The 14,678-nt window shown below is 40.6% G+C and carries 11 protein-coding genes and 1 tRNA gene; 7 read left to right on the top strand and 5 right to left on the bottom strand.

Annotation, left to right across the window (positions count from 1 at the left end; all coding sequences use genetic code 11):
• Window position 1: 1 nt before the first annotated feature.
• Together ompA (V6W77_RS10010) and ompA (V6W77_RS10015) are read right to left on the bottom strand one after the other, a co-directional pair.
• The gene (gene ompA / locus V6W77_RS10010; protein ID WP_334254549.1) at window positions 2-1,084 is read right to left on the bottom strand and encodes a porin OmpA; all 1,083 of its coding nucleotides are present in this window, start codon (window positions 1,082-1,084) and stop codon (window positions 2-4) included.
• A 217-nt stretch (window positions 1,085-1,301) separates the two neighbouring features.
• Window positions 1,302-2,381: a porin OmpA gene (gene ompA / locus V6W77_RS10015; RefSeq protein WP_334229563.1), complete on the bottom strand. Its 1,080-nt coding sequence runs from the start codon at window positions 2,379-2,381 to the stop codon at window positions 1,302-1,304.
• A gap of 420 nt (window positions 2,382-2,801) precedes the next feature.
• On the opposite strand from ompA (V6W77_RS10015), the gene ydiJ reads away from it, so the two are divergent.
• The 3 genes from ydiJ (at window position 2,802) to yidC (ending at window position 8,437) form a co-directional block, all read left to right on the top strand.
• Window positions 2,802-5,894, top strand: a complete 3,093-nt coding sequence (ydiJ, locus tag V6W77_RS10020) for a D-2-hydroxyglutarate dehydrogenase YdiJ (protein ID WP_334254550.1) — start codon at window positions 2,802-2,804, stop codon at window positions 5,892-5,894.
• A gap of 336 nt (window positions 5,895-6,230) precedes the next feature.
• A complete protein-coding gene (locus V6W77_RS10025) occupies window positions 6,231-6,656 on the top strand; it encodes a hotdog fold thioesterase (protein WP_025236850.1) in 426 nt (141 codons plus the stop codon).
• 152 nt (window positions 6,657-6,808) lie between these two features.
• Window positions 6,809-8,437: a membrane protein insertase YidC gene (gene yidC, locus V6W77_RS10030; RefSeq protein ID WP_025218174.1), complete on the top strand. Its 1,629-nt coding sequence runs from the start codon at window positions 6,809-6,811 to the stop codon at window positions 8,435-8,437.
• Between the two features lie 137 nt (window positions 8,438-8,574).
• Here yidC and tpx read toward each other — a convergent pair whose 3' ends face one another.
• The gene (gene tpx / locus V6W77_RS10035) at window positions 8,575-9,072 is read right to left on the bottom strand and encodes a thiol peroxidase (protein WP_334254551.1); all 498 of its coding nucleotides are present in this window, start codon (window positions 9,070-9,072) and stop codon (window positions 8,575-8,577) included.
• A gap of 146 nt (window positions 9,073-9,218) precedes the next feature.
• Here tpx and V6W77_RS10040 point away from each other — a divergent pair, with 146 nt between their 5' ends.
• From V6W77_RS10040 to accA, 3 genes are read left to right on the top strand one after another with little or no spacing between them, the layout of a single operon-like run.
• The gene (locus tag V6W77_RS10040) at window positions 9,219-9,950 is read left to right on the top strand and encodes a 1-acylglycerol-3-phosphate O-acyltransferase (protein ID WP_334237878.1); all 732 of its coding nucleotides are present in this window, start codon (window positions 9,219-9,221) and stop codon (window positions 9,948-9,950) included.
• 1 nt (window position 9,951) lies between these two features.
• Window positions 9,952-11,376, top strand: coding sequence for a multicopper oxidase domain-containing protein (locus V6W77_RS10045; RefSeq protein WP_334254552.1), 1,425 nt, complete (start codon window positions 9,952-9,954; stop codon window positions 11,374-11,376).
• A 53-nt stretch (window positions 11,377-11,429) separates the two neighbouring features.
• Window positions 11,430-12,383 (top strand): acetyl-CoA carboxylase carboxyl transferase subunit alpha, encoded by a 954-nt coding sequence (gene accA / locus V6W77_RS10050; RefSeq protein WP_334254553.1) that lies wholly within the window; start codon window positions 11,430-11,432, stop codon window positions 12,381-12,383.
• A gap of 98 nt (window positions 12,384-12,481) precedes the next feature.
• Here the strand turns inward: accA and V6W77_RS10055 are convergent.
• Window positions 12,482-12,557, bottom strand: a tRNA-Thr gene (locus tag V6W77_RS10055).
• Between the two features lie 115 nt (window positions 12,558-12,672).
• Between V6W77_RS10055 and pdxY the strand changes: the two genes are divergently transcribed.
• Window positions 12,673-13,533, top strand: a complete 861-nt coding sequence (gene pdxY, locus V6W77_RS10060) for a pyridoxal kinase PdxY (protein WP_334254554.1) — start codon at window positions 12,673-12,675, stop codon at window positions 13,531-13,533.
• Window positions 13,534-13,718: 185 nt separating this feature from the next.
• On the opposite strand, the gene tuf is transcribed toward pdxY, so the two are convergent.
• A partial coding sequence (gene tuf / locus V6W77_RS10065) for an elongation factor Tu (RefSeq protein WP_334254555.1) occupies window positions 13,719-14,678 on the bottom strand: 960 nt, incomplete at its 5' end.

Raw genomic sequence — 14,678 nt, forward strand, 5'->3', positions numbered from 1 at the left:
ATTACATAGTTACTTCTTTTGAACCTTGAACTTGGATTTCAACACGACGATCCGGTGCTAAACAAGCGATTAACGCTTTACGACCTTTAACTGCATCACAAGTGTTGCCAGTTACCGGGTTTGCTTCACCGTAACCTACAGCTGTTACGTTAGCTGGATTTGCACCTTTAGAAACGATGTAGTTAGCTACAGTTTCAGCACGGCGTTGTGAAAGTTTTAAGTTTGCTGCATCTTTACCGATACGGTCTGTGTAACCATTAACTTGGATAGCTGGGTTAGCTAAACCTAAGTTAGAGATTTCTGTGTGTGCTGCATCTAAAGCTGCTACTGCATCCGCTTTTAAGTTTGATTTACCAAAAGCAAATAAAACGTCTGAGCTAAATGAGAAATTTTTAGTTTCAACGGTTGGTTCAACTGGAGTTGCACCTTGACCAAAGCGGTACGATAGACCTGCAGATACAGAACTGATATCAGGGCGATAGTCTGATGCTCCCATACGTCTTAATGTAGCATAACTTGCTTTACCTGCATTGTTTAGCCATTGATATTCAACACGAGCTGCTAATTCCGGAGTGATAGCGTACTCTACACCAGCACCTAATACTAATGAACTTTGGAAACGTTTAGTTTTTGTAGGAACTTTAGTTGTAACATTTACTGTTTTGTAGTTGTTATTTACTAATGCAATACCTACTTTACCATAAACATCTAAGTTAGGAATAATTTCATAGCTTGGTTTTAAACTAATTACTGCACCATGAGCCGAATGGCGGAAGGTTTGTTTCTCACCACCAACACGGGTTTTCTCAATACCACGAACTCGACCAAAGTAGTCATAGCCTACTTCTGTTGCTAAGCCAAATTTATTTTCGTTCAGAATTTGGTAACCACCAAAAACACCGTAAGTTACAGAGTTACGGTTAATTCCATATTTACCAGCTTTAGCAGCATCTAACTGAGTAATACCATCGTGAAATGATGCCCAACCTGCTTTAGCACCTGCATAGAAAGTATTAGCTTGTGGTGCTGCTTGAGTAACTGCAGCAGCTGATAATACTGCTAATGTAACTAATGTTTTTTTCATTTAATAATCCTTAATTTGAAATTAATCTAATATATTGAAAATTTTATCTGAAACAATCCTTATTTCCGCTAAAATTTGAGCAAAGAAATAATATTTTTTATTCTATCAAATAGCAAAAAAAATGCAATAAAAATAAATAGTTTAGGAATTACCTAGTTCAAACGAAATACCCACCTGAGTAGGTGGGTATTTAAATCGTGTTCTAAGAACAACTATATTACATAGTTACTTCTTTTGAACCTTGAACTTGGATTTCAACACGACGATCCGGTGCTAAACAAGCGATTAACGCTTTACGACCTTTAACTGCATCACAAGTGTTGCCAGTTACCGGGTTTGCTTCACCGTAACCTACAGCTGTTACGTTAGCTGGATTTGCACCTTTAGAAACGATGTAGTTAGCTACAGTTTCAGCACGACGTTGTGAAAGTTTTAAGTTAGATGCATCTTTACCGATACGGTCTGTGTAACCATTAACTTGGATAGCAGGGTTAGCTAAGCCTAAGTTGCTGATTTCTGTATGTGCTGCATCTAAAGCTGTTGCTGCTGCAGGCTTTAAGCTTGATTTAGCAAAATCAAATAAAACATCTGAGCTGAATGCGAAGTTTTTACTTACAACTTCTGGTGCTTCAACTGGTGCTGCACCTTGACCGAAACGGTATGTTAAACCAGCAGATACTGAGTGGATTTTTGGACTATATTGTGCATCAATCCAATCAAGGTTTGCTTTTTGACGTGCTTTGTCTAAGTTACCCGCAGCCTGTAAGTATTGGTATTCAACACGAGCAGCTAATTCTGGAGTAATTGCATACTCAAGACCTGCACCTAATAATAATGAAGTCTTTAAGTTGTGAGCACGTTGATCTTTATAACCGTTGTAACCTTTGTAGTCGTTACGAACTAATGCAGCACCTACTTTACCGTAAACATCTAAGTTAGGAGCAACTTCATAGCTTGGTTTTAAACTTAAGTGAGTACCGTGAGCAACGTGTTTAATTGCTTTATCTTCGCCTTCGTTACCACGAACACGACCAAAATAATCATAACCTAATTCTACTGCTAAACCAACATTGTTTTGGTTTAAAATTTGGTAACCACCGAATACACCATAAGTTACAGAGTTACGGTTAATACCAAAACCTTCACCTTTGTTGTCTTTAGCATCGAATTGAGTTAAACCGTCGTGAAAAGATGCCCAACCAGCTTTAGCACCTGCATAGAAAGTGTTAGCTTGTGGAGCTGCTTGAGCTACTGCTGCAGTTGATAATACTGCTAATGCAACTAATGTTTTTTTCATTTTGATGATCCTCTTAAATATTGTCATCGATTAAAATAAATTCTTAATACTTTTTATAAAGTATTAAAACTTTAACTTTATGCTTCAACAATTAAGAAGCAAGAGAGCTAATGTCAGCGATATTATACAACAAAAAACACCCTAAAAAAGCACTTTTTGTATAAAAATTATCTTCTGAGTAACATTCTTGTTCTAAATTTAGTTTGAGCAAGAATGTTCTAATTATCTTTCTTCGTTTTCTAAAAATCAATTATTTTTTCCTAAGGAAATGTATAGAAATGTATATTTTAGATCGTTTTTTAATCAAAAAAGGTAATTATGAACAAATTTCAAACCATCTACTTCCATTTTAAATTGTTTGAATTCTTGCTAAGATAACCAAAGTTTAATCTTATTATTTTTATCAAATCAAACACAACTATGATACCTAGACTTTCTAAAGTACCCCAATTAAATACCACCGCACAAGCGTATTTAGACGAGCTGGTCCGCCAACATTTTAGTGGTGATATTGCCTCCAGCTATGCTGATCGCTTATCGCTGGCAACTGATAACAGCGTTTATCAACAAATTCCGCAAGCACTTCTGTTTCCGAAATCGGTTTCTGATGTAGTAATCCTTACCAAACTTGCCCAAAAAACAGAATACCAAGATTTAACTTTTACCCCTCGTGGTGGTGGCACAGGCACGAACGGGCAATCGCTTAACAATAATATTATTGTTGATCTCTCACGCCATATGAACCAAATTTTAGAGCTCAATGTGGAAGAACGTTGGGTGCGTGTGCAAGCCGGCGTGGTAAAAGATCAACTCAACCAATTTCTAAAACCGCACGGCTTATTCTTTTCGCCGGAGCTTTCCACCAGTAACCGTGCAACACTAGGTGGAATGATTAATACAGATGCCTCCGGTCAAGGTTCACTACAATATGGGAAAACTTCTGCACATATCCTTGAGATCAAATCGGTCTTAATTAACGGCGAAATTTTAGAAACACAAGCGGTCAAATCTGAGGATTTTTTTGCAAATTTAGAAAAGTTAAATCTTTCCACTTTAGGCAAAACCCTGCACAGCGAAATTTTCACTCGTTGCAAAACCTTACGCCCAACCGTTTTAAGCGAATTGCCACAGCTTAACCGCTTTATTACCGGCTACGATCTAAAAAACGTTTTTAACGATGATGAAAGCGAATTTAACCTCACTCGAATCCTGACAGGCTCAGAAGGCTCACTTGCTTTTATTTGCGAAGCGAAACTGAATTTACTCCCAATTCCAAAACATCGCACCTTAATTAATATTAAATATAACTCCTTTGATGCCGCTCTTCGCTCTGCCCCTTTTATGTTAGAGGCAAAAGCCTTGTCGGTGGAAACGGTGGATTCCAAAGTATTGAATCTCGCCAAGCAAGATATTGTGTGGCACTCTGTATCAGATCTCTTAACCGAAGATCCAAACAATCCGATTCTCGGTATTAATATTGTGGAATATGCCTCGAACGACCAAGCTCAGATTGAGGCTCAGGTCAAAGCCCTGTGTGAAAGTTTAGATCAAAAAATTGTAAATAACGAGGCAGGAATTATCGGCTATCAGCTTACTAATGATGTCAATTCCATCGAAAAAATCTACGCAATGCGGAAAAAAGCGGTGGGCTTGCTTGGCAACGCCAAAGGTTGGGCAAAACCGATTGCCTTTGTGGAAGACACCGCCGTGCCACCGGAAAATTTAGCCGATTATATCGCAGAGTTCCGTGCATTATTAGATAGCTACAATTTGCCTTATGGTATGTTCGGACACGTGGATGCCGGCGTGCTACACGTTCGCCCGGCATTGGATTTATGCGACAAAACCCAAGTGGAAACCTTTAAGCAGATTTCCGACCAAGTTGTCGAACTCACCGCCAAATACGGTGGCTTAATTTGGGGCGAACACGGCAAAGGGATGCGTTCTTATTATGGCGAGTGTTTCTTTGGCAAAACCTTGTGGCAAGAACTTCGCTACATCAAAACCTTATTCGATCCGCAAAATCGCTTGAACCCCGGCAAAATTTGTACGCCATTAGAGAGCGAGGCAAGTCTCTACCCGATTGATTCCCAAATGCGAGCCGATTTTGACCGCCAAATTCCGATTCAAGTACGAGAGGAATTTAAAGGTGCGATGAATTGTAACGGTAACGGCTTGTGCTTTAACTTTGATGTACATAGCACAATGTGTCCGTCTATGAAAGTGTCGGGCAACCGCCTCTATTCACCGAAAGGGCGGGCCTCTTTGGTGCGGGAATGGTTGCGTTTATTAGCGGAGCAGAAAGTTGATCCGAATGATTTGATCTTCAACACTAACAACAAAACCACCTCGCTTACCGATTTTGTCGCCAAAGTGCGGAACTCGCTCAACAAAAAGAAAGAGTACGATTTCTCCCACGAAGTGAAAGCGGCAATGGATACTTGCCTTGCTTGCAAAGCCTGTGCCAGCCAATGTCCGATCAAAATTGATGTGCCGACTTTTAGATCGCAATTTAATGAGCTTTACCACAGCCGCTATTTGCGTCCGCTGAAAGATTATGTGGTGTCGAATTTGGAATTTGTTGCTCCGATAATGGCGAAAAAACCGCAGTTCTTTAACTTTTTCAGCACATCGAAACTAGCGGAAACCACGGCAAATAAAACGTTAGGAATGACTTACCTGCCAGCACTGTCTGTGCCAAATCTACAACATCAGTTGGTGGAAATCGGCTATCAAGGCGAGAGTTTGGAAAGCCTTGAACAGCAGGCTGCAAGCGGTCAATTTTCTGCAAGAAATCGCAAAATGCTATTTATCGTGCAAGATCCGTTTACCTCTTATTACGATGCCAAAGTGGTGACGGATTTTGTTGCCCTCACGCAACAACTCGGCTTTAAGCCGATTGTGCTGCCATTCAAGCCAAGCGGCAAAGCTCAACACGTTAAAGGCTTTTTGGCTAAATTTGCTAAAACCGCCAAAAACCAAGCGGATTTCTTAAACCGTGTGGCAAAACTTGGTGTGCCGATGGTGTCGGTCGATCCAGCCTTAACCCTCATTTACCGCCAAGAGTATAACGATATTCTCAAAGCACAACGGGGCGATTTCAAGGTATTATTAGCTCACGAGTGGCTGAAAGAGGTAATACAAAAAGGCGAGTTGGACAGTTGCAAAAAATCGACCGATTCCGACCGCTTGCAATGGCATTTATTTGCTCACTGTACCGAATCCACCTCACTCCCCAACTCAATGAACGAGTGGAAAACGATTTTCGCCCATTTTGGCGAAACATTAGTGGCGGAAAATGTCGGTTGCTGCGGAATGGCAGGCACATTCGGGCACGAAACCAAACATTTAGCGATGTCAAAAGCGATTTATGAACAATCGTGGCAGAAAAAAATCAACGGCAAACCGCTTGAACGCTGCCTAGCGACAGGTTATTCTTGCCGCTCACAAGTGAAACGCTTTGAGCAACAGGGGATTAAGCACCCAGTTCAGGCGTTATTGGAAGTGATTTAAGGTTGAAATATCAGCAGAAAGGGCTTAGAATAAAAAGTGAGGCAGGTAGCTATCCTGCCTCTGTCTAGTACATATAGGTTATTTAGCTAATAACCCAGCTAGCAAATTAAGTACAGCTAATACTTTAATGCTAGCGGATGTTGCTATTAAGACTAGCAACGCAACCAGAAAGAAAATTTCTGATTTTCTCACATAAATCACCTCCTTAGTGCTATCTGACTAAGGCGACCAGACAAATGTGCTATTGGCGTAGCACACTGTTCGCCCATAGCACGGGAAGGATTATACAAAAAAGCTGTCTATTTAGACAGCTTTTTTATTAAACAGGAAATGATAATGACCATTTGGAAACAAACTGCAACTTGCGAACAATTAAATGCTCTTAGCCAAAAATCAGCGGTAGCACACTTAGGTATCGAATTTACGGCTATCGGTGAAGATTGGATTGAAGCACAGCTGATGGTGGATGAACGTACCCAACAGCCGTTTGGCGTGTTGCACGGTGGCGTTTCTGCCGCTTTAGCAGAAACAACCGCTAATGCGGGGGCGTTAATGGTGTGTGAAGCTCATCAAATTGCGGTCGGAATGGAGCTGAATATCAGCCATTTAAAATCAATCCCTGCCGGAACAAAAGCGATTGCACGGGCAACACCGCTGAAATTAGGGCGTGAAGTGCAGGTGTGGAATATTGATATTAAAGACGAACAAGGCAACCTGTGTGCGGTGGCTCGTCTTTCCACCAAAACCTTAGATAAACGTTAATTTCTTATCCGCAACAAGCGGTCGGATTTTCAGAGAATTTTGCAAAACTTTGATTAAATCCGACCGCTTGTTTATAAAAGGCGTTTGGAAAACACGCCAACCTATTATAAAATACCTTTCTTTTTATCCATTACTAACAAGAGAACTTCAAAATGAATAATCGTGGCTTACTGCTAATGGGTTTGCTTCTTGTGTCTGTGCTTATTTTTACGCAATGGCAGCAAGATTTTAACCCTGAAATTCAAGCTCAAAAACAGGCTCAAGCGGCAGCTCAAACCCAACAACAGGCGGGTGATGTTCCAGCGGCTTCTAATGCTAATAATCCAATTGCAGACAGCATCACGCAAGGTAAAACCATTACGGTGGAAAGCGATGTGTTACGCCTAACCATTGATACCTTAGGTGGCGATGTGGTAGGTTCAGACTTATTGAAACACAATGCGGAATTAAACTCTAATACTCCATTCAAATTATTGCAGCAAGACGGTACTAAAACCTATGTGGCTCAAAGTGGCTTAGTAGGTAAAAATGGGATTGATACCAATGCTGGTCGTCCACAATATGCAGTAACGGCGGACAGTTTCAAATTAACTGATGATCAAAACGAACTTTCTGTACCACTAACATTTGAGAAAGATGGTGTAGTTTATACCAAAACTTTCACCTTAAAACGTGGTAGCTATGATGTTGGCGTAAATTTCAACATTAAAAATAACACCGCAGAAGCGATTGAAGTTCAACCTTACGGTCAGTTAAAACACTCCGTCATTGAAAGTTCTGGTAGTTTAACAATGCCAACTTATACAGGTGGTGCGTACTCTTCTTCAGAAACTAACTACAAAAAATACAGTTTCCAAGATATGGAAAAAGCGAACTTAAGTATTGATACCAAAGCAGGTTGGATCGCAGTATTACAACACTACTTCGTGTCTGCTTGGGTACCAAACCAAGATGCGGATAATAACCTTTATTCACGTACCAACAACGGTGTTGCAACCATTGGTTATCGTGGTCCATTAACAACCATTGCCCCAAATTCTGAAGCAAATTTAAGCAGTAAACTTTGGACGGGCTCTAAAGACCAAAAAGAGATGGAAGAAGCTGCAAACCACTTAGACTTAACCGTAGATTACGGTTGGGCGTGGTTTATTGCTAAACCATTGTTCTGGTTATTAACCGCAATTCAAAAAATTGTCAGCAACTGGGGCTTAGCGATTATCGGTGTAACCATTGTCGTAAAAACCATTCTTTACCCATTAACCAAAGCACAATACACCTCAATGGCAAAAATGCGTATGCTACAACCACGTATTACAGAAATGCGTGAGCGTTTTGGCGATGACCGCCAACGTATGAGCCAAGAGATGATGAAACTCTACAAAGAAGAAAAAGTAAACCCGATGGGTGGCTGTTTACCGATCCTAATCCAAATGCCGATTTTCATCGCGTTATATTGGACATTTATGGAAGCAGTAGAACTCCGCCACGCACCATTCTTCGGTTGGATTAAAGACTTATCGGCACAAGATCCGTACTACATTTTGCCTCTATTAATGGGTGCATCAATGTTCTTGTTGCAAAAAATGTCGCCAACACCGGTGGCTGACCCAATGCAACAAAAAGTGATGAACTTTATGCCGGTGATCTTTACCGTATTCTTCTTATGGTTCCCATCAGGCTTAGTACTTTACTGGCTAACCTCTAACTTAATTACCATTGCCCAACAGTGGTTAATTTACCGTAACTTAGAGAAAAAAGGCTTACATTCTCGTAAGAAATAATTTACTTATAACCACACCGTAGGGGCAAATTGCAATTTGCCCCTACATTATGGTTTCTTGGCAAAAAGCCCGTTGATTTCACTCAACGGGCTTTTTTCTATTTCACAAGCGGTGATATTCCACCAAAACTTTGCAAATTACAATACCGCTAATGCCGCATCGTAATCCGGCTCTTGCTTGATTTCCGGCACTAATTCGCTGTGTAAGACTTTGTTGCTCTCATCTAAAATAATCACAGAACGAGAGGCTAAGCCAGCGAGTGGACCAGAGGTAATATCCACGCCAAGTTTGTTATGTAATTCACGGTTACGGAACGTTGATAATACTTTCGCATTTTCAATGCCTTCTGCTCCGCAGAAGCGTGCTTGAGCAAAAGGTAAATCTGCTGAAATACATAACACAACTGTGTTATCTAAACTTGTTGCTTTTTCGTTAAACACACGCACAGACTTCGCACAAATACCTGTATCAATACTTGGGAAAATGTTTAACACTTTGCGTTTACCGTCAAAATCAGACAGTGAAACGTCCTCTAAATCACTGTTTACCAGCGTAAAATTTGCAACCACATCGCCTTGTTGTGGAAATGCACCTGCAACCTCAATCGGGTTTCCTGCTAAAGTTACTTTACTCATTCTTTTCTCCTTATGAATAAACAAGCGGTCTAAATATACCGATTTTTTGCAAAATAGGAAACTATCAATTTAATTATGATAATCTTTAGAAACTAACCTGATTTTGCTATACTCATAGACATCTCATTTTTAAGGTTATCATTATTATGTTAAAAATTTTTCGTGTTTTTTTAGTTGCAATAGCGGCTATTTTAATTTCTCTTGTCGGTACACTTTATGCGTTAGTGCGTTTACGCCACCCGAGCAGTGTGGGCGTTGTGGCACGTTGGTTCGGTTTATTACATAAATTGATGGGTGTAAAACTGATTACTCGTAAAAAACCTGAAATCAACTATCCGGTTATCTACATCGGCAACCATCAGAATAACTATGATATGGCAACGATTTCTTCAATGGTAGCAGAAAACACCGTGAGTATCGGCAAAAAAAGCTTGATTTGGATTCCGTTTTTCGGCTTAGTTTATTGGGCAACAGGTAATATTTTTATTCATCGTGAAAAACGCTCAAGTGCGATTGAAACAATGAACAAAGCAGGGGAAATTGTAAAAGAACGCAAGGTATCGGTTTGGATGTTCCCAGAAGGCACTCGCAGCCGTGGACGTGGTTTACTGCCGTTTAAAACCGGAGCTTTCCATTTGGCAATTTCCGCAGGTGTGCCGATTGTGCCTGTTGTTTGTTCTAACTTACACAATAAAATTGATTTGAACCGTTGGGATAATGGCGTTGTGATCTGTGAAATGCTTGAGCCTATTGATACATCGGGTTACAGCCGTGAAAACGTGAAAGAACTAATGGAAAAGTGCCACCAAATTATGCTCGCTAAATTTGAAGAGCTTAATCAAGAAGTTGAAGAACTAGAAAAAACGAAAAACGCCTAATATGAAAAAAGCGATAACCCGACGCCAATTTTTACAAGGTTCAATCCTAGCAGGTGCATTAGCGACATTGCCTCACGCTGCATTAGCAGCTGATCGCTCTGCCCTTAATATTCCACCCCTTATGGATATTGGGCGTGGTAGACCTGTTCGGCTTGATTTACGCCCTGCTCAGACCCAATTTGATAAAGGTAAGTTGGTCGATGTTTGGGGCGTGAACGGACAGTATCTTGCTCCTACTGTACGGGTAAAATCAGGAGATTTTGTTAAATTAACTTATCTCAATAATTTGCCACAAAAAATCTCAATGAATATTCAAGGGCTACAAGCCTCAAGCGATATTATCGGCTCGGTGCATCGTTCTCTTGAACCCAAAAGCAGTTGGTCGCCAATTGTTTCAATTAATCAATCCGCTTGTACTTGTTGGTATCACGCCGATACGATGCTCAATTCAGCGTTCCAAATTTATCGAGGATTGGTTGGATTGTGGCTGATTGAAGATCAACATAGCAAAAATACCTCTTTACCGAATAAATATGGTGTGAATGATATTCCACTGATTTTGCAAGACCAGCTTCTCAATAAAGAAGGTGTACAAGTTTTAGATAAAAACACGCCACAATTTTTAGGAAAACGCCTGTTTGTAAACGGGCAAGAATCGCCTTATTTCAATGTGCCTCGTGGCTGGGTAAGATTACGTGTCCTCAACGCTTCCCTCTCCCGAGCTTATGACTTAAGACTAGATAATGACCAACCACTTAGACTTATTGCAACAGGTGTAGGAATGTTAGCCGAACCTGTGGAGATGGACGTTATCCGCCTTGCTCCAAGTGAGCGAGTGGAAGTTCTGGTTGATTTAAGCGACGGCAAAACAGTTTCACTGATAAGCGGTCAAAAAAGAGATATTTTTTACAAAATCGGGCAAGTTTTCTCAAGTGATGATGAATTAATCGACAATGTAATTTTAGAACTCAGACCTGAAGGAATGGCAGCGGTACTCAATACAAAACCAAGTTTACCTGCCTTTTCATTAGATGAATTTAATTTGAAAATCAGCCAAGAACGCCGATTTATGCTTAGTCCGTCTGATTACTTAATCAACCAAAAGCGATTTGACCCAAAACGAATTGATTTTACCGCTCAAAAAGGCAGTGTTGAGCGTTGGTATTTACACAGCACACAAGCGGTCGGATTTACACTGCAAGGTGCAAAATTTATTATTGAGACTCAAAACCGTAAACCATCCCCAATTAAGCAACTTGCTTGGCGAGATACGGTTTGGTTAGAGGCTGAACAAGAGGTAACTCTTTTAGTTCGCTTTGACAATACCGCTTCTGAGCAATTGCCTTTTACCTTTGGCGTGAGCGATTTTATGTTGCGTGATAGAGGTACGATGGGTCAATTTAGTGTAATTGAAAATGGACAATAACCCTTCGATAGGCGATAATGCCCCATAATTTTGCCCATAAAAAGGAAAAAATAATGAGCCAAGAATTTTTAGATTTTGAAATGCCGATTGCCGAACTTGAAGCTAAAATTGAGTCTTTAAGAGCGGTCAGTCTGCAAGATGACAAAATTGACCTTGATGATGAAATCAAGCGTTTACAAAAGAAAAGCGAAGAATTAACCAAAAAAACCTTTGCAAATTTAGATGCGTGGCAAATTTCCCGTATGGCACGCCACCCAAACCGCCCATACACTTTAGACTATATTGAACATATCTTCACTGAGTTTGATGAATTAGCAGGTGATCGTGCATTCGCTGATGATAAAGCCATTGTCGGCGGTATTGCTCGTTTAGACGGTCGCCCGGTGATGATTATTGGTCATCAGAAAGGTCGTACGGTAAAAGAGAAGGTAAAACGTAATTTCGGTATGCCTGCACCGGAAGGTTATCGTAAAGCATTACGCTTAATGGAAATGGCAGAACGTTTTAATATGCCGATTATTACCTTTATTGATACACCGGGAGCTTATCCGGGTATTGGGGCTGAAGAGCGCGGTCAATCAGAAGCGATCGCTCGCAACTTGCGTGAAATGTCGCAACTCTCTGTACCGGTAATTTGTACCGTAATTGGCGAAGGTGGTTCAGGCGGTGCATTAGCTATCGGCGTAGGTGATAAAGTCAATATGTTGCAATATTCAACCTACTCGGTTATTTCTCCTGAAGGCTGTGCCTCAATTCTATGGAAAAGTGCCGATAAAGCCTCAACTGCGGCAGAGGTAATGGGCTTAACTGCTCCACGTTTAAAAGAGTTAGAACTGATCGATAACATCGTGCCGGAACCATTGGGTGGGGCTCATCGAAATGTTGAGGAAATTGCACAAAATCTTAAACAACGTATTGTGGAAGATTTAGCGGAGTTAGATCAACTCAGCAAAGACGATTTATTAGAACGTCGTTATCAACGCCTAATGAACTATGGCTACGTTTAATCGGTTTTAAATAGAACAAGCGGTAAGATTTTTGTAGAAATTTGCAAAATCTTGCCGTTTTGCATTAAGAGAATAAAAAGATAAAAGAGATTTGAAAGTGGTGCCGACTACCGGAATCGAACTGGTGACCTACTGATTACAAGTCAGTTGCTCTACCTACTGAGCTAAGTCGGCATATAGAAAAGTTTTAACGAGGGAGAATTATAGCAATTTCTTTCCCGCCTTCAACCCTCAAGCCATTCAAATGACTAAAAAATAATACACATTAAGCTTTTAAAGGAGCAAGCGAATGAAAAACATACTCTCTATTCAATCCCACGTTGTCTATGGCTACGCCGGCAACAAAGCGGCAACCTTTCCAATGCAGCTTTTAGGAGTGGATGTTTGGGCATTAAACACAGTGCAATTTTCTAACCATACTCAATATGGGAAATGGGGCGGAATGGTAATGCCAAAAGAACAGATTGGCAGCATTGTAGAGGGAATTCACAATATCGATGAACTTCATCGCTGCGATGCGGTATTATCAGGCTACATTGGCTCTGCAGAACAAGTTGAAGAAATCATCAATGCATTCCATAAAGTAAAAGCGGAAAATCCTAATGCGATCTACATTTGCGACCCAGTAATGGGACACCCCGATAAAGGTTGTATCGTAGCAGATGGAGTAAAAGAAGGCTTAATCAATCTAGCGATGGCACAAGCTGATATCATCACACCAAATTTAGTGGAATTACGAGAGCTCACAGGCTTAACCGTAGAAAATTTCGAGCAAGTCTTAGAAGCCGTAAAAGTGATTTTAACTAAAGGTCCGAAAAAAGTGCTAGTAAAACATTTAAGCCGTGTAGGTAAAGATAGCAACAAATTTGAGATGCTTTTTGCCAACCAAGAGGGTATTTGGCATATCAGCCGACCGCTCTATCATTTCGACAAAGAACCGGTAGGTGTAGGTGATTTAACCGCCGGCTTATTCGTGGCAAATTTATTAAACGGCAAATCTGATCTCGATGCTTTCGAGCACACTGCAAATGCCGTAAACGAAGTGATGGAACAAACCTCAAAATCAGGCTTGTACGAACTCCAAATTATTCGCTCACGGGATTTAATCGTTAATCCACAATGTAATTATAAAGCTGTAAAAATTGCTTAATTGAAATTGTAAAATATTGATAAAATTCGACCGCTTGTAAAAATAAATTTACAAGCGGTTGTTTTTTCTCAAAACTTTGCAAATCGGTTTTGCCTTCTGAAATAAAGGCAATAAAAAAGAGGCATATCTTTCGATATACCTCTCTTCTTTTTTAGCTTATCGCTTCAAATAATGCTTTCGCTTAATTATTTGATGATTTTCGCAACAACGCCCGCACCTACTGTACGACCACCTTCACGGATAGCGAAGCGTAAACCTTCGTCCATCGCGATTGGGTGAATTAAGCTTACTACCATTTTGATGTTATCGCCAGGCATTACCATCTCAACACCTTCCGGTAATTCGATAGTACCTGTTACGTCTGTTGTACGGAAGTAGAACTGTGGACGGTAACCTTTGAAGAATGGAGTATGACGACCACCTTCTTCTTTTGATAATACGTAAACTTCTGATTCGAAGTCTGTGTGTGGAGTGATTGAACCCGGTTTAGCAAGTACTTGACCACGTTCGATTTCTTCACGTTTAGTACCACGTAATAATGCACCAACGTTCTCACCCGCACGACCTTCGTCTAATAATTTACGGAACATCTCAACACCGGTTACTGTTGTTTTCGTTGTATCTTTGATACCTACGATTTCAACTTCATCACCAGTACGGATGATACCACGCTCAACACGACCTGTTACTACTGTACCACGACCAGAAATTGAGAATACGTCTTCGATTGGTAATAAGAATGGCTTATCAATCGCACGCTCAGGCTCTGGGATATAAGTATCTAAGTGGTTTGCTAACTCAAGGATTTTCTCTTCCCACTCAGCAACACCGTTTAATGCTTGTAATGCTGAACCACGTACGATTGGAGTGTCATCGCCCGGGAAGTCGTATTGAGAAAGAAGTTCACGAACTTCCATTTCAACTAATTCTAATAACTCTTCGTCATCAACCATATCGCATTTGTTTAAGAATACGATGATGTATGGAACACCTACTTGGCGACCTAATAAGATGTGCTCACGAGTTTGTGGCATTGGACCATCTGTTGCTGCTACTACTAAGATAGCACCATCCATTTGTGCCGCACCGGTAATCATGTTTTTAACATAGTCCGCGTGTCCCGGGCAGTCAACGTGTGCGTAGTG

Origin of the sequence: Mannheimia indoligenes, from assembly GCF_036880405.1 — a bacterium.
Taxonomy (GTDB): domain Bacteria; phylum Pseudomonadota; class Gammaproteobacteria; order Enterobacterales; family Pasteurellaceae; genus Mannheimia; species Mannheimia indoligenes.

Excerpts from the sequence above, each read along its gene's own strand:
- V6W77_RS10025 (WP_025236850.1), top strand. The coding sequence starts at position 6,231 with ATGACCATTTGGAAACAAACTGCAACTTGCGAACAATTAAATGCTCTT.
- V6W77_RS10040 (WP_334237878.1), top strand. The coding sequence starts at position 9,219 with ATGTTAAAAATTTTTCGTGTTTTTTTAGTTGCAATAGCGGCTATTTTA.
- ydiJ (WP_334254550.1), top strand. The coding sequence starts at position 2,802 with ATGATACCTAGACTTTCTAAAGTACCCCAATTAAATACCACCGCACAA.
- V6W77_RS10045 (WP_334254552.1), top strand. The coding sequence starts at position 9,952 with ATGAAAAAAGCGATAACCCGACGCCAATTTTTACAAGGTTCAATCCTA.
- ompA (WP_334254549.1), bottom strand. The coding sequence starts at position 1,084 with ATGAAAAAAACATTAGTTACATTAGCAGTATTATCAGCTGCTGCAGTT.
- tpx (WP_334254551.1), bottom strand. The coding sequence starts at position 9,072 with ATGAGTAAAGTAACTTTAGCAGGAAACCCGATTGAGGTTGCAGGTGCA.
- accA (WP_334254553.1), top strand. The coding sequence starts at position 11,430 with ATGAGCCAAGAATTTTTAGATTTTGAAATGCCGATTGCCGAACTTGAA.
- pdxY (WP_334254554.1), top strand. The coding sequence starts at position 12,673 with ATGAAAAACATACTCTCTATTCAATCCCACGTTGTCTATGGCTACGCC.
- ompA (WP_334229563.1), bottom strand. The coding sequence starts at position 2,381 with ATGAAAAAAACATTAGTTGCATTAGCAGTATTATCAACTGCAGCAGTA.
- yidC (WP_025218174.1), top strand. The coding sequence starts at position 6,809 with ATGAATAATCGTGGCTTACTGCTAATGGGTTTGCTTCTTGTGTCTGTG.